Below are 19745 nucleotides of genomic sequence, written 5' to 3'. Positions count from 1 at the left end.
TTACTCTTTTAGGATAAAATTTTACGCTTTTTTATATTAAAAGATGGAACTAAGCCTATAACAGAAATAACAAGCAACGCTAATAAAAACACAATCAATTGAAAATAAGATAATTGCATATTTCAAGGCATTAATTTTCCAGCATTAACAACTTAACTTTTACTTAAATCCGGATTGCGTTAACGGCTTTTTCTTATTTTGAATGATTCTAATTAAACACTTGCTTTGCAGTATTCAACACTGTATTTAACGAGTCTAATTATATGTCAATCAACAAAAAAACAAGCTATAGACTACTATTCATCTGTTTATTTTCACCTGTTTACCAGGGGGTTTCCCAGGAATTGACGGTAAAAAAAGTCGGGAATTTAAATGCATCCGATAAGGTCGCCTACTTTAATCTGGAGAAAGGCGCCCAGGTAAATGAAGCTGATACCGCCCAAACAGGTTGGGATATCTCCTTTCAGCATACCGGTATCATTGTCCAGAATTCGGCCGGGGGCCAGGTAATTGCAAATATTTCATTTGATAAGGTGGCAGCAGCACCTGCCGCGGGGTACAAAAAAGGTAAGCAAGCTATTCCCTGGGGCAGCGGTAACGGCTGGTACACCTACAATATGGATACCCATATCATCAATCCGATTACCGGCAGGGTCATTCTGATTCACACCGCCGCCGGAAAATATTTTAAACTGGTTATTGACAGCTACTATAAAAATGGTGCTGATGGGCCGGGTGGTTATTATAGCTTCCACTACGCCGGTATTGATCCTGAAAAATAAAATATTCCACATCAATGAAAAAAAACGAACAATATCATTCCCACTTTCAAACAGCGGGAATACTAAAAGGCATATTCCTTATCCTGCTGCTTGGGTTTAGCATTCAAACTTTCGCTGCCCCTGTACCTAAGCGAATAATTACGCTCAGCGGTGCATTAACGGAAACGGTGGATGCCCTCGGTTTAGGCAAAAGTATAGTAGCTGTTGATATAACCAGTATTTACCCCGCATATGTTAATAGCCTGCCAAAAGTGAGTAAAAACCGTTCAGTATCTGCCGAAGGCCTGATTTCTTTTAATCCGGATCTTGTACTTGCCCCCGAAGGCAGTGTTTCTAAGGAAATAGCGTATCAGTTAACAGCTGCCGGCATTAAATTAATTACTATAAAACAGGAATATTCTGCCGGCGGCGCTGTATCATTTATTAAGGCGGTAGCCGCCGCCCTCCAGGTACCGCAGAAAGGCGAAGTGTTGGCAAGACAAACACAGGCCAGGATAGCCAAGGCCGTTGCCACAATAAAAAGGACAAACAAGCTACCCAAAGTACTATTCATTTACGCCCGGGGTACAGGCGTTATGCTTGTTGCAGGGCAACATACCAATATTGATGCCGTTATCACGCTCGCCGGCGGCAAAAACGCGGCACAGGGCTTTGACAATTTTAAACCTTATACTACCGAAGCCCTGATAGAAGCTAACCCGGATGTGATATTGATGTTTGATTTTGGACTTAGCAGTCTCGGTGGCGAAGATGCCGTTTTAAAAATGCCCGGCGTAGCGGGGACTACAGCCGGTAAAAATAAACGCATTGTTCAAATGGACGCCGGATTGCTCACCAACTTTAGCGTACGTCTTGATCAGGCCGTGACCCGGCTGAATAAACATCTGCAATGAAGAAAGGCCTGATTTATATACTACTGGGAACCGGTGTATTTTTGACCGCTGTTTTTTCGTTAAGTATGGGAGCTATGAAAATTCCGGTTCGGGACGTGTTGCTGATATTGGCTCAAAAAACAGGATTATTTTCAAACCGTGCTGCAGATAAGCATTATGAAACCGTACTCATGATTGTACGGATGCCGCGGGTAATTATGGGTTTACTTATCGGTTCAGCATTAGGAATTTCGGGGGCAGCGATACAAGGCGTCTTTCGCAACCCGCTTGCCGAGCCGGGGCTGATCGGTATCTCATCAGGGGCCTCCCTGTTTGCAGTGCTGATCATCGCTGCAGAGGTTTCGCTGTTTGCAGGGTTGGGCAATTTGTTTGGTTATTACTTCCTGGCCTTCGGCTCATTCCTGGGTGCAGGTGTCGCAACTTTTGCGGTTTACCAGATCTCCCGGAACGATGGCAGCCCTGATGTGGCCACCATGCTACTGGCGGGTATAGCTATCAACGCGCTTGCGGGGGCACTTACCGGCCTGGTTACCTACATGGCCAATGAACAGCAGTTGCGTAATATAACATTCTGGTTACTGGGCAGCCTGGGCGGCGCCACCTGGCAAATTGTTTTATGTCTTTTACCGTTCATACTCATTCCACTGGCATTTTTACCGATGATGGGAAAAACACTCAACGCGTTTGCACTGGGCGAAACCCAGGCCCGGCAGCTTGGGCTTCCGGTTGGCAGGACAAAGCGATGGGTGGTTATCCTTGCTACAATAGCCGTGGGCGCTTCTGTAGCTGTTTCGGGCATTATAAGTTTTGTTGGCTTGCTGGTGCCGCATATGGTAAGGCTGCTATTTGGGGTAGACAATCGCCGCGTACTGCCTGCATCAGCGCTGATGGGTGCAATAATACTTACGCTGGCAGATATGATTGCCCGCAAACTGGTTGCTCCGGTCGAGTTACCTATAGGTGTAATTACCGCTTTACTGGGCACGCCCGTATTCCTCTACATTTTGATAAAAGATAAAAAGAAAATTATCCGATAAAATGCTGACTGTTGAAAACATAACCTTCATGGCCGGAAAACGCGTCCTGGTAAAAGACGTATCATTTGCTGTTCATCCCGGTGAGATCCTGATCGTACTGGGAGCAAATGGCGCAGGAAAGTCATCCCTGATGCGCCTGCTCAGCGGAGAAAAAAAACCTTCTGCCGGTGCAGTTTATTTATCCGGCAAATTACTGAGCGGTTATCCGGCAAAAGAATTGGCGTTGAAACGGGCCATGATGAACCAGCAAAACATTATTAACCTGGACTTTCATGTGCTTGAAGTGGTACAAATGGGACGTTACCCCCACTACCGCAACCAGCCTTCCCTGCACGACAGTGATATCATTAACGAAGTTATGGCTGTTACCGGAATAAGTCACCTGGCAGAACGGTCATTTTTAACCCTGTCCGGCGGCGAGCAGCAACGTGTTCACCTGGCAAGGGTACTTGCTCAGATATGGGATACACCGGAAGCCTTGCTGTTACTTGACGAACCGGTATCCGGCATGGATATTCAATACCAGCAGCAAACGCTGGCGCTGGCCGCAATGCTGGCAAAAAAGGGATTTATGGTAATTGCCATATTGCACGATATTAATCTGGCCGCTCAATATGCCCACAACATCCTCATGCTCAAAAAAGGCCGCAAATGGTACCATGGCGCCCCGTCAGAAATACTGAATACGAAAAGCATTTATGATGTATTTGAAACAGAAGCAGATGTATTTACAAATCCGCATACGCTTCAACAACTTATTATGCCTAAAAATATAACACACCAGATACTTGAAATCAATTTAAAAACTATTACTACATAAAATATGGAAACCATTAGCTTAAAAGAACAATTCCTGGCATTTAAAGCCCAAAATCCAAAGAAACGTATCCGCGATATTGCTGCTGCCCTGCAGGTTAGCGAAGCCGAGTTACTAATGACAAGCCTCGGAGAAAGCACCGTTATGCTGGATGACACATTTGAAGACATTTTAAAAGAAATACCCTCATTGGGATATGTTATGGCGCTTACCCGTAATGATTATTGCGTTCATGAGCACAAGGGAATTTATACCAAAGTTTCGTTTACGCCGAATGCGGGACTGGTATTGGGTGCCGATATCGACCTGCGCTTATTCATGAACCAGTGGAAACTTGGCTTTGCGGTAGAAGATAACGGGCATAAAAGCCTGCAGTTTTTTGACGGTAGTGGTGTAGCCCTGCATAAGATCTATCTTACTGAAAAAAGTAATATGGAGAATTATAATGACCTGGTAACCAGGTTTCGAAAAGCGGAGCAGGAAGCTGTAACGGTGTTACCGGCCGATGCACTTGTTAAATCCGAAAAATCAGACGAAGAAATTGACCTTCCTGCTTTCCACCAGGCCTGGGAAACCATGCAGGACACCCATGAGTTTTTTGGCTTACTTAAGCGTTTTGGCCTGAGCCGTACACAAGCTTTACGCCTTGCACCAAAAGGTTTTGCCCGGCAAACAGACATGCATAGCTTTAAAAAGGTTATGCAAAACTGTTCGGGGCAACAAGTACCCGTTATGGTATTTGCAGGCAATAATGGCTGTATACAAATTCATACCGGTACAATCACCAAACTGGTTGAAATGGAAACATGGTTTAACGTGCTGGATCCTGAATTTAACCTGCACCTGCGCCAGGATGCCATAGCTGCTGTCTGGCATGTTGTAAAACCATCTTCCGACGGTGATATCAATTCTCTTGAACTTTATGATAAAAACGGGGAAATGATCATGCAGTTATTTGGCAAGCGCAAGCCGGGCTTACCCGAACTGAACGAATGGAGAAAAGTACTCGCTGAAAGCCTTTAGGTTTGGTCTGCCTATGCTAAATTTCAGTGCGGGAAGATTATAAACGGGCATACAACAAGGTTTCATAGCAAAAAAACTAATGAGGCCGGAGACTTCATGGATGCGGAGTGTTTATGGTTAACATTGGGAACCGGAAAAAAGTAAGCGGGCAACCCTATATTTAATTTATCACAGGCTCGTTGATCGCTGCGATTCTATACGTTTTCCCGGCATCGTAAAGAATTGCAGGTTCATACTGAATTTTAAAGCATTCCTTCGCTCAACTGCGGTTTTGCCAAACAAAAAGAGAGCCTATCCCCGACAGCCTCTTTTTTTATCATTCCTCATCGTTCCGGGGCCTGCTGTTGCGGCAATTTTACATCATAAAACAAACAGATGAATAAGCATGCAATCATAGTAGTTGGAGCAACAGGCTCACAAGGCAAGGGTATTGTAAATGCCTTGTAAATGAGGGCACACTTAATGTGAAAGCAATAACCGTGACCCGGAAGGATATACAGGCAAGGCAATTGAAGCAGTTTATGCAGACCTAAGAGATCTGCAATCTTTAAAAGATGATTTTACAAATGCTTATCGGCGATAGACGGGCGTTGTTGTCGTAAGTAAAATAAGTTGAATCATCTATAATCCCTGTCCAATATCTTCCCAGGCGAGCCAGTAATCATTCAGTGGAACGGCACCATTTTTCTTATAAAAATTTAAAGCAACCAGGTTGTCCGAACTGCAATTGACACAAATGCGTTTTGCACCTTGTTCTATAAACCAGTTTTTCAAAAGCTGAAATAAACTTGTGGCAATGCCCATTCCCCGGTAGTCAGATATAGTGTCAATCCATTGCAGTTCTCCATCGCAGTCATAACGGCGGGTTAAATGCCCGGCTACAAATCCAATAACCCTGAAATCGTCAGTAGCAATGATAATAACACGCGGGGTTAACGCCTGTTGTGGACTGTGTGTACCGTGGTAATAACCGGAAATCCGGTTAAACCAATGGCTTTCAGAATGATCATCCGTCCCGCGAATAGCAGCCAGCGCCTTTAAATCGTTTGGTTCAGCGAAACGAAATTCCATGCCCCAAGATACGGAATTACAGCAAAATGAGCGCATACAGCACGTATAGGCATCATAGTAAATTAATGGTTTGTTATTAATATTATGATCTCGATGCCCGCGTGGCAACACGCTCTCCTGGCCGCGAACGGCGATTTAAAGGATGAATCTTCCGCTTCGAATATGATATCGAAAAAAAGCTTAACCATTATTAAAATTAATATGATACGATGACCATTTTTTTACTTAAATACCCCCGGCGGGTCATAAGTTTCGCCCAGTATAACTGCCGATCCTCGGCTGCATCAGCGCTGAACAGACCTTCGTGTTACAGATAGTGAACGGCGAATGCCGGCACCGACGTGCCGTTGGGGACGGTTACTAAAAAGCTGTCGCAACGCGCTGGGACAGTTCAGTTATTTACGCCTGACGGGCACAGACGCCCAGCACGATGAATTTGAAGATTTCTGGGGAAATTATATAAAGACAGCGACGGACTAATACGCAGCAATGAAAAAGAGACGGTTGTTGCACGTTCCGTTTCGCTGAAGCAATTCATCAACGACAGCTTAGCCGGAAAGACATTAATCTACTACACAGGACTTTGCGAATCGAACAACATACCGGAGCTTGTACCTGCTGCCGTTAAATTGAAGAATGCCTTTTTAACCCCAAAAAGTACTACCGATCCCTGAGAACCTTTTTACAATAAAATTGTCATAGCCAGATGCAATGAAAGAATATAAGCTAAATCAGTAAACCATCTGCCGAAATACCGGAATACTGATCCGAAGGAGGGTCTCCGCGCAGTACCCCGAACGACACAAACTATAGAGACCAACCTCGATCAAGCCTGATCCGGGTTGCAACAAATCAATCAGGTAAAAAGAGACATTACTCCGAAAGCATTTGCCTGATAATATCCATGCATGCGTCGTTGTTCGTTCTAACGAATCTGATATCCCGGCACTGGTTGAACAGGACAAAAGCTTTCAATGCCCCCACAAATTTCCCGATGATCTCGTCGTTCAGACTCACGTCTTCAAAATGCAGGTTATGAACGATCAGTATTTTTTGTTTCCGGTCGGCTTTGGCATCCATCCGGGCAATAAAAGTGTCACCGGCCAGTACCGGTAAGGAGAAATAACCATATTTGCGTTTAGGTGCAGGAACGAAACATTCAATCTGGTAATCAAAATCAAAAAAGTCCTTTAAACGATGACGAAAGACATTCAGAATATCGAAGGGAGAAAGAATGAAAACATCGCCTGCTATTTCTATGTCAGTAGGCTGGTCGCTCAACATATAGAGGGGAGCGGTCTTCAATCCATCTACGATGACGTTTCTTAACTCGCCGTTCACCACCATTTCCTCCAATACCTTTTTAACCACGTTGCCCTTTACGCGACGCGCCCGCCAGGCGATCTCTTTCGCGTAAGCCACTCCAAGTCCTCCCAGTGTACGGCGGATGATATACCGGGCAAATTCTTCAGCAGAGGGTACCGTCTGATCCGTTTCTGCGGGAACCAGGTTTAGCGGCAGGTCATACGTTTTTTTAAAGTTCTTGCCGCGCACAACCATAAGCTTACCTTCAAAATAAAGTCTTTCGAGCGCTACCTTAGCCGGGCGCCAGTCCCACCAGCCGGTACTCGCTTCAACACGGTCGTCATCAAAATCGCCCACGGTCAGCGAACCCTCTCTTTCCACCCGGTCCAGTACGCTCCTCATCAAACGGGACTCCGCCGGGGTTAGGGGCTTTCCGTTATTTGCAAAACTTTCCTTGACCGGCAAAGAATATCTAAAATCATGCATGGGGAGATAGCCTGCATCGGAGGTGAAATACTCGAAGACCAGTCCTTCTTCAACGAGTTCTGCCAGCCATTGCGTTTCATAATCAGGAATACGCGCGAACATGACCTGGTGATGAGCCCGCTCCACGACGAAATTCGTATCCAGTTGAACAAAACCCAAATGATCGATCACGCTATAAACAGCGTCGATCCCCGTACCAAACTGCGCTTTTCGCGCAACCCCCGCAGCATGTAGTACGATCTTTCGTACCTGTGCTTTAGTCAATATTATTACTTTGTTATTCATCAGAGATCCAAAAGACCAATATCGAATTTATTAAAAATTTGGAGGAGTTAAAAGCCGACATCTATATGGCTACTTTAACTATTGACTGTTTGCAGTTCTTTTAAAATCAATACGCTGTAGTGCGTAATGATAAGCTTACATAGGCTACACCCCTGATCTCTTGAACTGCCTGCATTTGCACTTTAGTGCGAAAGGAGCCTATTGGACAAAAGTACATCCACCGAAACGCCTCATTAACGCGCTTTATGATGTCGCTTATGTGCAAACCCCATGAGCTTTTTAAGTTTAGCCGTTGCCAAAGGTTTATCGATTAATTTCGTTTCTACAAGTTGATCGAATAGCCATATGATACCAAAAGCTTTAAGATCCCGGGATTCGCAATATTTCCGAGTTTATTATCCCCGGACAAAACAATCGCCTCAAGTTTGCTGGCATAGTAAAAAACAGTGTGGTCGGCCGGTTCCGGTCCCCTTGGCATATCAAGCGCCTGTAATTCGATGATTTCTTCGAAAGTGAAATTATACATTACCGGTTGCCCGTTCTTTTCAAAGCCAGCCATCTGCAATTTTTACTATATGCTTAACTGGTCAAATACCTCTCTGTGATATGTATCTATAACTTGAGTTTGAAACGTTGAGTGATCAGGTCGAAAATGATCAGGTCGAACTTAAAACCTGCTGACTAATATTTCATCCGCTGATATTTCAGCCTCACCCGGTAAAATGAAATTCCTTTATAAATATTAAATTAGCTTTACGTGATGGATCAAACCGAAAAACGTATTTGCTGGTACAGCGCTACCCTGATCGTCCTGCTAACGAATTCGCCGAAGCTGCTTGCTTTACGGGGAAACGGTATCCTTGCCCAGTACTGGCACTTTGATCTTGCCGAGTGGGCTTTCCAGGTATTGTATAACCTCCTATTCTGCCTTACTTTGTTTTATCTCAACCTGAAAAACCGGACTTTTTTTTCTGTAGCCCGGGAGCAAAAACAATATGGTATTTATTTATTATATAATCTTATAACTATATTAACCGGTATTGTATCAGGTACGTTTATTCAGCGTCTGTCCTTTGGTGTAAAGCTTTTGCCGGGAGGTATCCTGGGTGGTTACCTGGCGCGGTTTACACTCAGCACCATCCTTTCCGGCATCATGATCAAAATCATACTGCTGTTGCGTGCAGCCAAAACCAAAGAGACCGAGCATCAACAATTAAAAAATGCCTATACCTCGGCTGAACTGGAGCTGCTTAAGGAACAGATGAACCCGCATTTCCTGTTTAATGCGCTCAGCAGTCTTTCGGGTGTGATCGGAGAAAACCCGGCCCTGGCGCAGCGCTATGTCAAAGAGCTATCCAACGTTTTTCGCTACTCGCTCGTTAAAGCCAAAACAAACCTGGTGAGCCTGCAAGAGGAATTGGACATGATCCGCTCGTTCGCGCAACTGATCACCATGCGACTGGAGGATGCCTTTAAGCTGGAGATCGACATTGACCAGGCTTTACTTGTGCGTCAGCTCCCGCATTTGTCATTGCAACCCCTGCTTGAAAACGCTGTCAAACATAATGCCGCTACTATTCGTAGCCCGCTAACAGTTCGCATTTATGCGGAAAGTGCTCTGCTGGTTGTCAGTAATAATTTGCAGGAGGTCTCTTCGGCCGATAACTGTACCGGCATTGGGCTGGCTAATCTGAATGAACGTTTCAGGATCATGGCGGGGCAGGAAATTGAAATCATTAAAACCGCAAACCAGTTTATTATTAAATTACCGTTAAAAGCATGACTTCGCCACGTGTAGTAATTATTGAAGATGAGGCCGCAACGGCCCGTAACCTTGCCCGTTTACTGAGTGCGATTGACGCTGACATCGATATAGTTGTAATATTACCATCTGTCAGCGAAAGTGTAAGGTGGTTTAGCGAAAACCACGACTGCTATGATCTTGTATTTATGGATATCCGCCTGGCCGATGGCGTATCATTTGATATCTTCAAGCAGGCCCTCATCACTAAACCGGTGATTTTTGCAACTGCCTATAATGATTACGCCCTTCCTGCCTTTAAAAACAACGGTATTGATTATATCCTGAAACCCTTTGATGAACAGGAAATAACCCGTGCGCTGCAAAAGTACCACAGTTTCTTTTCATCGAAAACAGCAAATATCCCATCGTTAGCTATAGCAACCTTGCTTGAACAGATTGGCCGCCTTACACGTCCCTATAAAAAATCGTTCCTTATCCATTTTCGCGAAAAACTTATCCCGGTTGAAACGACCAAAATAGCCTGGTTTTATACCGCTGACGAGATCGTTTACACCCAAACCACCGATGCCCGCCAGTACATCATTGAATTTACGCTGGAACAACTGGAACAACAGCTTGACCCGCAACAGTTTTTTCGCGCTAACCGCCAGTTCATCATTAACCGCGATGCTATAGCCGAGGTCAATTTTTACTTTAACGGCCGCCTTTCTATCAAAATTACCCCCGAACCTACCGAACGGGTGCTTATCAGTAAAGCGCGTGTTCCCGAATTTAAAAGCTGGATGAACAGTTAAACACTTCGCCCGCTGCTTTGACAGCTTCACCGGAATTTCCCGGGCCTCTCCGCATTTTCTTAGCCAATTTTATAGTGTCATTAAAACACAGGTGAGCATTACCTGAAGCACACTATAAAAACTAACAAAATGAGACATCCGATTGGCCCTTACCGAATTTACATACTGCTGTTCCTGCTGGTACTGATTACTGTCGAAATTATTTGGAGCTGGAAAAAAGACAAAGGCGTTTACCATGTTAAGGAGACGGTTTCCAACCTGGCAGTTTTTGCAGGCTTCCAGTTTTCCAAATACCTGTTTGCCGGTTACCAATTAACCGTGCTTGGCTTTTTTGCCAGCCTTTCTCCATTCAGGTTGCCCCTCACAGGATGGGTGTTCCTGCTCACCTTTATCACGGCTGATTTTATTTATTACTGGTTCCACCGGGCATCGCACCTTTGGAAACCTTTATGGGCTTTTCATATGGTCCATCACTCTGCCATGCAGATGAACCTGACAGCTGCTTACCGGCTTAACTGGTTCTCTGCGATCATCAGTCCCCTGTTTTTTATCCCTGCTGCCCTGCTGGGCATGCCGCCTGATTTTATCGTGATCTCCTATACGCTTAACCTGGCCTACCAATTCCTGCTCCATACCGAAGCTATCGGCCGGCTTGGCCCCATTGAAAAAGTAATGGATACGCCCTCGTCACACCGCGTACACCATGGTAGTAACCCCATTTATATTGACAAGAATTTCGGGGGAGTGTTCATTATCTGGGACAGGCTGTTCGGCAGCTACCAGCCGGAAACCGAAAAAGTAATCTATGGCCTGACTACAGGTTTTCTGAGCTACGATCCATTCAGGCTCGTCTTGCAGGGTTTTATCGATTTGTTCAGGCAGGTAATTCCGGCAAAGCCCGCGGACAGTTCAACCCCGGATTGAGACAATTCACCGGAAAAGTAGCAACCAGACGCTAAAAGCAGGGTCTTAGTTATAAATATCATAAAAACAAAACAGTATGAAAAAAACCTTTTTAATCATTTTGCTCGCTGCCATTGGTATTGGCAATGCACACGCTCAAACCCGCGTAATCGTGAGAAGACCTATCCGTCACGTAATAGCACCTGCGGCCCGAGCCGTTATTGTAAGCCGTCCGGTAAGAAGGATACGGCCTGCCGTTATTGTGCGTCCCGTAGTCACCGTGGTACGTCCGGCAGCACGCAGAGGCGTCGTGGTCGTCCGGCGTTAACCATACAAACGATCATCCCGAACCTGTCAGTGACAATAATATTCAGTATCTAAACATCCCAAAAAAACAAATTCAACAAATATGAAAAGTAATAACACTCCAAAGGGCATAGCCGTGGCATTGACCCTGTTATTTATGCTGCTGGGCCAGCTGGCTATGGCACAGAGTGCTTCGGCAATGCAGGATAAAACCCCGCAGGAAAGGGCAAAATTCCAGACGGAAATGATGAAAAGTAAGCTGGGGCTTGATTCCATGCAGGCTAGCCAGGTTGAAGCCCTTAACCTGAAATATGCACTAAAGAATGAGCCGATACTGAAAAGCGATAACAGCAAACTGTCGAAGTTCAAACAGCTCAGGTCGTTACAAAAAGAAAAGGAATCGGAGCTTAAAAAAGTTTTCACCTCTGAGCAGTACAAGCAATATCAGGATTTTAAGGAGGAGATGAAGGCACAACTAAAAGAAAAGAGGAAAAACCGGTAATTCTGAACAACTCCCTATTAAATCATCTATAAAAGAAGAAAAAAAAATGAAAACGATGTTATTTAAGTTGAGCCTGACGGCCATTGTGCTTTCAGCCTGTTCAAAGAGCGAAGGCACCTCACCGGCAGGCCCTGCCGGTGATGACCTGGCAGGGCCGATTTCACGTCCTGCTTCCGGTTACGGGGCTGATGGCACGTATCCCGTATCGGAGATCGATTTCCCCAATACCGAATATGCAGGCACCATGGTGACCATATTCTATCCATCGGGTATCACCTCACCCAGGCCGACCATCTTCTATTCGCACCCCTATGGCGGGGAGAGCAAGGAATACAACAGGGGCCTGTTCGAGTTTATCGCCAAAAAAGGTTATGTGGTCGTATTCGTACCTTATGCGACCAATGACACCAGTATAGACCACCGTTACCTGACCTTATGGACCGGTTTTACCAAAGCGGCGGCTGACTATCCGGGCATCATTGATACCAGGAAAGTAGGTTTCATGGGACATTCCTTTGGAGGCGGGGCCTCGATCGGCCTGGCCTATAAAGCCTTTAAGGAAAATAACTGGGGGCAGGATGGCCGTTTCCTGTTCACCATGGCGCCCTGGTACAGCTACCAGATCACTGACTGTATATTATGGAGATAGTGACCACCCTATTTCGGGCCAAATTGACCCAGGGGTTAGCTGACTTTTGGGTTGCAGCAAATGCTATAAAAGCACGTACAAAAATAGTTATTTAAAAGGTAATTTCATTAGTGGCTGTTTTCCGGTTCTACGTTACGTTTTCTTCTCATAGATTCTCCCTTTAGCTCGATACGGTGTGCATCATGAACGATCCGGTCCAGGATAGCATCAGCAATCGTTTTTTCACCGATCACCTCAAACCATTTACTGACCGGCAGCTGCGAAGTAATGATCAGCGAGGTCTTTCCGTGCCTGTCTTCAATGATCTCCATTAGTGCCGCCCTATTTTGTGCATCAAATGGCTGGATACCAAAGTCGTCGAGTATGAGCAGTTGCTGGCGTTCGATCTTAGCCAGCTCTTTCATATAGGAGCCGTCGGCCTTGGCCATCTTGAGCTTGGCAAATAGTTTGGGCGTACTGGTGTACAATACCCGGTAGCCCAATACACAGGCCTGGTAGCCCACAGCAGAAGCAATATAGCTTTTACCGATACCTGTACTCCCGGTGATCAGCAGGTTCTCGAAGCGGTCAACAAACGTACAATCCGCCAGGCGCATGATCTGGTTGCGGTCAATACTTCGGTCAGCATGATAGTGAACATCTTCAATTGAAGCTTTATAGCGGAACCGGGCATATAGGATGGTGCGTTCAATACGCCTGTTCTGCCGGTCGTCCCATTCTGCATCTACCAGGTGGGCCAGCAGTTCATCTGCCGTGTAATCGTTTGTTTTACCGGTTTCCATGCTGCTTTTAAAGGCATGGAACATGCCGAAGAACTTCATCTTCCGCAGTTTGTCTAAGGTGCTTGTGTTCATGTTATTGTTGTTTTAAATGGTTATTTGTAATAGTCTTTTCCCCGGATATTACCATGATCAGGCATGGGCAGCTCATCGGCAAATATGCTTTCCTCATAGTTGTCCATCTTGTTTTCCAATATGGTTTGTATCGTTTTATAGCTATAAAGGCCATAACTGAGCCCTCGCTGACAGGCCATTATTAACCGGTCGTTCCCTGCTTTTTTTGCAAAGCCAAGTACTCCCAGGCAGGACTTGTAAGCCTGTTCGGGGTGTTGTTTACGCTCCAGTATCTGAAGGATATATAACCTGACATCCTCGTGGATGGAGGCCGCCCAATTGAGGAACATATCTGGCGTCCAGTCGCTTTTGAAGCGGTGGGCACTGGCCATGTGTTCTTTGTCGGTCGTATAACCATAGGGGTTCTTTTCGCGCGGGTGCAAAGCGATACGCTCATAATTGGAGTAGATCTCTACAATGGTACGGGAATATAACAGCTTAACCCGCTTGCCAATAAAGCGGTAAGGCACACTGTAATAGTGCTTATCAGGGCCGAGATTGACATGGCCGTTTTTGATCACCCTGGCATAGAAGTGCTTTTTGAACTGGTAACGCAATACCGGCAGCGGTGCCAGGGTCTGGCGCTCGATCTCTTCAAACTGTAGTTTCCTGCTGTAATTGCGCCCCTTGAGCAACTGGCTGTTATGAACTTCCAGAGCTTGCCGGATCGCCGTATTGAGTTCTGATAAAGAATGATAGATATGCTTGTTTAAAGGGGCGTATACCTTGGTATAAATGATCTTAACGGCGCCTTCTACTAATGCCTTGTCACGCGGGCGGTACGCCCGCGCTGGTAATATGGTAGTCCCATAATGGTCGGCGAAGTCCTCAAACGTTTCGTTAAGGGTTGGTTCATAGCGGCTGCTTTTGGTTACAGCCGCTTTCAGGTTATCCGGTACAATGGCGGCAGGAACGCCGCCGATAAAGTGCAAAGTATTCTCGCAGGCCGCGATAAAGTCTTCCTTTTGCTGGCTCATAACAGCCTCTACGTAGGTGAGCTGGCTGGCACCAAGGATTGCTACAAAGACTTCTACTTCAATGACTTCACCGGTTTCCTTGTCCGTATAGTTCATCTTTTCACCCGCAAAATCGACGTATAGCTTGTCCCCGGCCTTGTGATCCATGTGCATGGTCGGGTTGACCCTGGTCTTCCATTGGTTGTAATACGTGCAAAACTGGGTATACTTATAGCCGTCGGGAAACTCTTTGATATAAGCTTCCCACAGGAGCTGCCGGTTCATGCCAGTCTTTTTGAGCTCTTTATCGACGTGTGGAAAGCAGCGCAGCATGGATTGCATACGGCTGCTTGGCTGGTTGTTTTCCCTGGTCTTGCCGAAAAGGTCTTCCAGTTCCTTATCATTCAGGTTATTAACTTCTTCAAAGGTAAAGCCGCTCTTCTTAAGGACCGCCAGGTACTTTCTTACGGTATTCCGGGATGATTCAATCTGGGCAGCTATAAATCGCGTGCTGCGACCCTGGCTGTTCATCCTTAAAATCTTTCTAATCTTACTCATGCTGATTGTCAAATTGGCCATCTTAGAACGGGTCTTTTGCCCTCAAAAGATGGTTGCTTCTACAGCATTTGCTATGCGTTTTGGTGGGTCAGTTTGCCCCGAAATACCATGGTCAGTTTGCCCCGAAACAGTGGGTCAGCTTGCGCCGAAATGGTGTGGTCTCATTCATCATAATCTCCAGTTAAACAACACACCAATTATTTTACCTTTCGGATTGAGTATTGAGTACATTTTTTTTGCATACTCCTCTCGTCTGGTTGGTGGAATGGCACTAAAAAATGTTTGTTCAATGATCAGATCATAATTTCCTACATGCTCAAAAAAGTCTTCGCATAAAATTTTTACCTGAGGTATGTCGGAAAACTTTTCTTTTAAGGTTTCAACGGCTTTTGGTGCGATATCTATTAATGTGATATTTGTAAAACCAGTTGCAACTAAGAATTCGGCTTCATGGGCATTTCCGCAACCAGGAATAAGAATGGCCTTGTTTTTATTCGTATACTGGCCCATGTATTGAGTAATGGCGGGTGAAGCTTGGCCGATATCCCAACCTGTTTCATTTTTTTGCCACAATTGTTCCCAAAAGTTCTGGCCAACAGAATCTTCGATTTTATTTGTTGTCATTTTAAAAAATCTTCTTCTACCAGGGCGTTATTTAAAAATACTCCTGTATTACTCCCTGTCGATACAGCATATGGTACAGAACGAAGAGGATTGGTACTGTCTCCACAAGCGAATATGTTATCCACCGTTGTTTTCTGAAATGTATCTACTTTGATAAGGCCCTGTTCTGTCAACTCACAGCCCAATAATTCGGGAATTTTACAATGTTGTTCAAAAGGAGGTCTTGAATAAATGACATCTAATTTAAAAGTTGAACTGTCTGAAAAAATTATTTCTTCAACTACTCCGCCTGTATGTTTCAACGAGGCAATCTCCTTCTCAACTATGGAGATATTGTGTCTTTTGATTTCATCGGTTTGCTCTTGTGTCAGTTCCGATTTCCCATTGGTAAATATCGTTAAATCCTTTGTCCAGTTATTAATAAGTCGGGACAAGTGAAATGCACCATATCCATTTGCGAAAATTCCTGTTTTTTCATTCTTTACTTCATATCCATGACAATAGGGACAATGGAGTACCGTAATTCCCCAACATTCAGAAAATCCCTTAATGCTTAGCATTTTATCTTTTAATCCTGTTGCAAAAACAAGTTTTCTAGCCGAAAATATTTTTCCTGATTGCGTTGAAACCTCAAAGCCATTATCGGTTTTTGTTGCATTAACGGCAAGGTCAGTTATGAATTTTATAGTGTCGTATTCCAACACCTGTGCTTTAGCTTTTTCCCCAATAACGCCTGGTTTTTCTCCGTCTTGTGTAAGAAAGTTATGTGAATGGGGTGTTTGCCGGTTGCAGGGCAAACCGCTGTCGATAATTAAAACATTTCTTAATGATCGTCCCAGGGCCATTGCTGCCGAAAGTCCTGCATAGCTTCCCCCAACTATGATTACGTCAAAATTTTTGTTATCTTTCATATCGTTAAAATTTAAAAATGATGTTAATGGAATAGGTAAAGTTAAAACTGATAAAACAAGTCCCCCTTGTTTTATCAGTTCCCGTCTTGATATTTTTTTCATTTCAGATTGTACTTTTATTGTTCCCCGTCGCTTTCCAAATGTGGCGGAATCAATTTATACATCACCGGCGTTACGATCCTAGACAGTATGGTAGAACTGATCAGTCCTCCAATTAATACAATAGCCAATGGTGCTATCAAAGGATTAGGATTCAACGCAATCGGAAGTAAGCCGAAAATGGCGGTGATCGAAGTCAACACCACCGGAAGAAAACGGGTTTCGCCGGCCAAATTGATGGCCTCATCAATGCTGTGTCCTTCTAGACGTAGTTGATTGGTAAAATCAACCAGCAAAAGTGAGTTTTTGACCTGTATGCCTGAAAGACCTATAAAACCGATGATGGATACCATTGACATTGGGTTGCCTGTCATCAGTAACATTACCACACCACCAAGTATGCCTAATGGTATGATCGACAGTACGATAATGATCCCTTTAAATGTTTTGAATTGTAACAGCAGCACGCCGATGAAAAGAAATGTGCTCAGGATGATCACAGACAGAAAGTTGCCGCCCAAAGCATCGCCTTCAGATTCTGCTTCGCCGGATAGTTTGTAATAATAGCCTGGCGGCATTTTCAATTTATTCAGTTCGGGAACAACCTCTTTCAGGATGTCATTGGCCAAAACATGCTCTTTGGTCAGGGAAGTCACCTTTGCAAATCGCGATTTGTTAAAATGATTGATGGCCGTAGGGGATGTTTCAAACGAAATGGTAGCGATCTGGTCAACCAGTACCGGGGTGCCCTGTATGTTGTTTACATACAAGTTTTTCAAAGCATCCAGGTTTGAGAACTTGTTTCTTGGAAGTGTGATGACAACGTTGCGCGAATCGCCCCGGTCATCAATATAGTCGCCAACGGTTAATCCGGCCACGGCCATCCTTACCACTTTATCCACATCGCTGGTAAGCACACCTAAGGTGCGGGCCTTCTCTTTGTCAATTTTTATTTTAACGTCTGTTTTATAAGTGTTCAACTCGTTATTGACATAAAACGTGCCCGGATTTTTTCTCAGGACCTCCTCCACTTTAAAGGAAAGCGCCCGTAAAGTGTCCTGATTCTCGCCAAATACTCTGACTACAATATTAGCTTCAATGGGTGTTCCCTGATCAAGATCTTTTACTTCGATCCGCGCATAAGGAAAGTCTATAAATTTCTGTCTGAGTTGTTTGATCAGATCTGTTTTCGATTTTGGACTTGCCTCATCGTCCAGTTGTACGAATACCTGGGCAAAATCAGGCTTTACGTCCTGCTGGTGTACATTGTAATAGATCTGTGGATTGCCTTTGCCCACGTTAGAGGTATAGTAAACGATCTCCTTGTGTTTCTTCAGTTCACCTTCTACCAGCCTGGTCACCCGGTCGCTTTCGGGAATATCGGCCTGCAGGGGCAGTTTGATATTGATCAGGAACATTGGCTTTTCAGAGGTCGGAAAAAGCTTGAACCCGGTTAGTGTGAACAGGAAAAAAGCAAATCCGCTTAAGGCCAATGAGATCCCGATGGTGGCTTTAGGCCATTTTAAGGCAAGCGGCATCACACGGGCATAAGACCTGGTCAGGAAACGTTGCAGGTGCTTTAAAAAGAAGTTTCCCCCGCCATGTGTGTGGGTTTTGAGCATCCTGCTCCCCAGAAAAGGAACAAGTGTTAAGGCAACAATCATAGATGCCAATACACTGGTCATCACGGCCATCGGCAGGCTGCGCATAAACTCACCGGGCATATCCGGCAAAAAGGCAAGCGGCAGGAAGGCAATAACCAATGTAGCCGTACAGCCTACAACCGCTATCCCGATCTGTTGCGTACCTTTCAGGATAGCATCCATACGGGAATGCCCCTCGCGGAGCCACCGCTCAATGTTCTCTACCACAACGATACTGTCATCCACCAGCAGGCCCAGGGCCACAACAAGCCCTACGATACTGAGCTGATTTAAGGAAAACCCGAATAAATTCAGGGCGATGAGACCCAGCGCCAAAGAAAGCGGTATAGAGATCATCACGATAAGAGATGCTCTGAAGCCTAATGGCAATAGCGTAATCACCACTAACAGTATCGCCAATCCAAAGTCGAATCCCAGATGCCCCAAACGCTCAGATACCATATTGGCCTGATCGAAGTTTTTAACAAGCCTGATATTCTCGGGCAGTGTTTTGCCGAATTCATCCAGTACCGGTAAAAACTCCTGCTGCACGCTGGCGATATTCACGTTGTCTTTCATCCCGGCCGTAACCAATACACAACGGTGCCCGTTCAGGCGGGTAATGTGATCAACAATACCGTCCTTGTAGCTCACATCGGCTACATCTTTCAGGTATATGATCTTTCCGTTAGCATTATAAATAACAGTATTGGCAACATCATCTACATTTTTGAACTTGCCGCTGGTTTTTACGTTGAATATCTTGCTGTCCAGGTTGATGCCGCCCCCGGGGATATCTGCTGCCTCGCTTTGCAAACTGCCTGTCACTACATTGAGCGGTATTTTTAACTGGGCCAGTTTATCCAGCTGCATGTCGATACGGATCTCCTGCTCCGGCATGCCGAAATATTTGACATCCTTCAGGTTGGTGATCTTTTCCAAACGTGTTTTAAGCATGTCAGCTTTGTCTCGTAGTAATTTACCGGAAGCATTGTCTGATACCAGGGCAACCTGCAATATCTTTACATCCGAAGAAGAAACTTTTTCCGTTTTGATCAGGTAAATATCTTTAGGAAGCTCGCTGTTTTTCAAAGCATTGATCTCCGTGGAGATTTCCTGGTACTTATTATCTACATCTACGCCATATTTAAATTTCGGCTGTATAACCGCCACACCGTCTTCAACTGTCGTCAATATCTTTTCAATATTTTCCAGTCCATAGATCTTATTTTCGATGGGTTTTACCACCTGCTCTTCCATATCCTTCGGACTGGTACCGGGATAAATGACCGTAATGACGTATTGGGGCGGATGCGTGGTCGGATCTTCCGACCGCGGCATGGTAAACAGCGTTAAGACGCCGACTACAGCGATAAGCAAAAATATGATCAGCGTGAACTGGTAGTTCTTTACTGCGAAATTTGTGATTTTCATAACTGTAGC

Annotated in this window: 18 protein-coding genes; 10 read left to right on the top strand and 8 right to left on the bottom strand. The window is 45.0% G+C overall.

The window, feature by feature from the left end:
• Positions 1 to 263: 263 nt before the first annotated feature.
• The 5 genes from ACEN82_RS10930 to ACEN82_RS10910 are packed head-to-tail and all read left to right on the top strand — an operon-like array spanning position 264 to position 4552.
• On the top strand, positions 264 to 782 hold the full coding sequence (locus tag ACEN82_RS10930) for an HmuY family protein (protein WP_413322662.1): 519 nt from the start codon (positions 264 to 266) through the stop codon (positions 780 to 782).
• 14 nt (positions 783 to 796) lie between these two features.
• Entirely contained in the window at positions 797 to 1675 is an 879-nt protein-coding gene (locus tag ACEN82_RS10925; protein WP_413322663.1) for a heme/hemin ABC transporter substrate-binding protein, read from the top strand.
• Positions 1672 to 2712: a FecCD family ABC transporter permease gene (locus ACEN82_RS10920; RefSeq protein ID WP_413322664.1), complete on the top strand. Its 1041-nt coding sequence runs from the start codon at positions 1672 to 1674 to the stop codon at positions 2710 to 2712. Before ACEN82_RS10925 ends, ACEN82_RS10920 begins: the two co-directional genes overlap by 4 nt.
• A gap of 28 nt (positions 2713 to 2740) precedes the next feature.
• A complete protein-coding gene (locus tag ACEN82_RS10915; RefSeq protein WP_495644119.1) occupies positions 2741 to 3532 on the top strand; it encodes a heme ABC transporter ATP-binding protein in 792 nt (263 codons plus the stop codon).
• A 3-nt stretch (positions 3533 to 3535) separates the two neighbouring features.
• The gene (locus tag ACEN82_RS10910; RefSeq protein WP_413322666.1) at positions 3536 to 4552 is read left to right on the top strand and encodes a hemin-degrading factor; all 1017 of its coding nucleotides are present in this window, start codon (positions 3536 to 3538) and stop codon (positions 4550 to 4552) included.
• Between the two features lie 621 nt (positions 4553 to 5173).
• Here ACEN82_RS10910 and ACEN82_RS10905 read toward each other — a convergent pair.
• The 3 genes from ACEN82_RS10905 to ACEN82_RS10895 all read right to left on the bottom strand — a co-directional run bounded on the left by ACEN82_RS10905 (position 5174) and on the right by ACEN82_RS10895 (position 8258).
• Entirely contained in the window at positions 5174 to 5623 is a 450-nt protein-coding gene (locus ACEN82_RS10905) for a GNAT family N-acetyltransferase (protein WP_413322667.1), read from the bottom strand.
• Positions 5624 to 6496: 873 nt separating this feature from the next.
• Positions 6497 to 7678: a winged helix-turn-helix domain-containing protein gene (locus tag ACEN82_RS10900; protein ID WP_413322668.1), complete on the bottom strand. Its 1182-nt coding sequence runs from the start codon at positions 7676 to 7678 to the stop codon at positions 6497 to 6499.
• 343 nt (positions 7679 to 8021) lie between these two features.
• Positions 8022 to 8258 (bottom strand): hypothetical protein, encoded by a 237-nt coding sequence (locus tag ACEN82_RS10895; RefSeq protein ID WP_413322669.1) that lies wholly within the window; start codon positions 8256 to 8258, stop codon positions 8022 to 8024.
• A gap of 201 nt (positions 8259 to 8459) precedes the next feature.
• Between ACEN82_RS10895 and ACEN82_RS10890 the strand changes: the two genes are divergently transcribed.
• The 5 genes from ACEN82_RS10890 to ACEN82_RS10870 all read left to right on the top strand — a co-directional run bounded on the left by ACEN82_RS10890 (position 8460) and on the right by ACEN82_RS10870 (position 12618).
• A complete protein-coding gene (locus tag ACEN82_RS10890) occupies positions 8460 to 9482 on the top strand; it encodes a sensor histidine kinase (protein ID WP_413322670.1) in 1023 nt (340 codons plus the stop codon).
• Entirely contained in the window at positions 9479 to 10258 is a 780-nt protein-coding gene (locus tag ACEN82_RS10885; protein ID WP_413322671.1) for a LytR/AlgR family response regulator transcription factor, read from the top strand. The genes ACEN82_RS10890 and ACEN82_RS10885 overlap by 4 nt, the downstream gene beginning before the upstream one ends.
• A gap of 129 nt (positions 10259 to 10387) precedes the next feature.
• Positions 10388 to 11182, top strand: coding sequence for a sterol desaturase family protein (locus ACEN82_RS10880; protein ID WP_413322672.1), 795 nt, complete (start codon positions 10388 to 10390; stop codon positions 11180 to 11182).
• A 388-nt stretch (positions 11183 to 11570) separates the two neighbouring features.
• Entirely contained in the window at positions 11571 to 11969 is a 399-nt protein-coding gene (locus tag ACEN82_RS10875; protein ID WP_413322673.1) for a DUF4890 domain-containing protein, read from the top strand.
• A 46-nt stretch (positions 11970 to 12015) separates the two neighbouring features.
• A complete protein-coding gene (locus ACEN82_RS10870) occupies positions 12016 to 12618 on the top strand; it encodes an alpha/beta hydrolase (RefSeq protein WP_413322674.1) in 603 nt (200 codons plus the stop codon).
• Positions 12619 to 12725: 107 nt separating this feature from the next.
• On the opposite strand, the gene istB is transcribed toward ACEN82_RS10870, so the two are convergent.
• The 5 genes from istB to ACEN82_RS10845 all read right to left on the bottom strand — a co-directional run bounded on the left by istB (position 12726) and on the right by ACEN82_RS10845 (position 19736).
• Positions 12726 to 13472, bottom strand: coding sequence for an IS21-like element helper ATPase IstB (gene istB, locus ACEN82_RS10865; protein WP_413323158.1), 747 nt, complete (start codon positions 13470 to 13472; stop codon positions 12726 to 12728).
• Positions 13473 to 13492: 20 nt separating this feature from the next.
• On the bottom strand, positions 13493 to 15025 hold the full coding sequence (istA, locus tag ACEN82_RS10860; RefSeq protein ID WP_243770679.1) for an IS21 family transposase: 1533 nt from the start codon (positions 15023 to 15025) through the stop codon (positions 13493 to 13495).
• A gap of 168 nt (positions 15026 to 15193) precedes the next feature.
• Positions 15194 to 15649, bottom strand: coding sequence for a methyltransferase domain-containing protein (locus tag ACEN82_RS10855; RefSeq protein ID WP_413323157.1), 456 nt, complete (start codon positions 15647 to 15649; stop codon positions 15194 to 15196).
• Complete coding sequence (locus ACEN82_RS10850; RefSeq protein ID WP_413323156.1) at positions 15646 to 16662, bottom strand: NAD(P)/FAD-dependent oxidoreductase; 1017 nt, start codon at positions 16660 to 16662, stop codon at positions 15646 to 15648. Before ACEN82_RS10850 ends, ACEN82_RS10855 begins: the two co-directional genes overlap by 4 nt.
• Before the next feature lie 14 nt (positions 16663 to 16676).
• Positions 16677 to 19736 carry an efflux RND transporter permease subunit gene (locus tag ACEN82_RS10845; RefSeq protein WP_495644118.1) on the bottom strand — a complete coding sequence of 1020 codons (3060 nt, stop codon included), beginning with the start codon at positions 19734 to 19736 and terminating at the stop codon, positions 16677 to 16679.
• Positions 19737 to 19745: the final 9 nt, after the last annotated feature.

Source organism: Mucilaginibacter sp. Mucisp73 (genome assembly GCF_059491465.1).
Note: the sequence above shows the minus strand (reverse complement) of the source record. Positions and strands in the feature narration are given on the sequence as shown.

Coding starts and splice junctions, on each gene's coding strand:
- ACEN82_RS10875 (WP_413322673.1), top strand. CDS start 11,571: ATGAAAAGTAATAACACTCCAAAGGGCATAGCCGTGGCATTGACCCTG.
- ACEN82_RS10920 (WP_413322664.1), top strand. CDS start 1,672: ATGAAGAAAGGCCTGATTTATATACTACTGGGAACCGGTGTATTTTTG.
- ACEN82_RS10885 (WP_413322671.1), top strand. CDS start 9,479: ATGACTTCGCCACGTGTAGTAATTATTGAAGATGAGGCCGCAACGGCC.
- ACEN82_RS10925 (WP_413322663.1), top strand. CDS start 797: ATGAAAAAAAACGAACAATATCATTCCCACTTTCAAACAGCGGGAATA.
- ACEN82_RS10910 (WP_413322666.1), top strand. CDS start 3,536: ATGGAAACCATTAGCTTAAAAGAACAATTCCTGGCATTTAAAGCCCAA.
- ACEN82_RS10905 (WP_413322667.1), bottom strand. CDS start 5,623: ATGGAATTTCGTTTCGCTGAACCAAACGATTTAAAGGCGCTGGCTGCT.
- ACEN82_RS10915 (WP_495644119.1), top strand. CDS start 2,741: ATGGCCGGAAAACGCGTCCTGGTAAAAGACGTATCATTTGCTGTTCAT.
- ACEN82_RS10880 (WP_413322672.1), top strand. CDS start 10,388: ATGAGACATCCGATTGGCCCTTACCGAATTTACATACTGCTGTTCCTG.
- ACEN82_RS10850 (WP_413323156.1), bottom strand. CDS start 16,662: ATGAAAAAAATATCAAGACGGGAACTGATAAAACAAGGGGGACTTGTT.
- ACEN82_RS10845 (WP_495644118.1), bottom strand. CDS start 19,736: ATGAAAATCACAAATTTCGCAGTAAAGAACTACCAGTTCACGCTGATC.
- istB (WP_413323158.1), bottom strand. CDS start 13,472: ATGAACACAAGCACCTTAGACAAACTGCGGAAGATGAAGTTCTTCGGC.
- ACEN82_RS10890 (WP_413322670.1), top strand. CDS start 8,460: ATGGATCAAACCGAAAAACGTATTTGCTGGTACAGCGCTACCCTGATC.
- ACEN82_RS10895 (WP_413322669.1), bottom strand. CDS start 8,258: ATGGCTGGCTTTGAAAAGAACGGGCAACCGGTAATGTATAATTTCACT.
- istA (WP_243770679.1), bottom strand. CDS start 15,025: ATGAGTAAGATTAGAAAGATTTTAAGGATGAACAGCCAGGGTCGCAGC.
- ACEN82_RS10930 (WP_413322662.1), top strand. CDS start 264: ATGTCAATCAACAAAAAAACAAGCTATAGACTACTATTCATCTGTTTA.
- ACEN82_RS10870 (WP_413322674.1), top strand. CDS start 12,016: ATGAAAACGATGTTATTTAAGTTGAGCCTGACGGCCATTGTGCTTTCA.
- ACEN82_RS10855 (WP_413323157.1), bottom strand. CDS start 15,649: ATGACAACAAATAAAATCGAAGATTCTGTTGGCCAGAACTTTTGGGAA.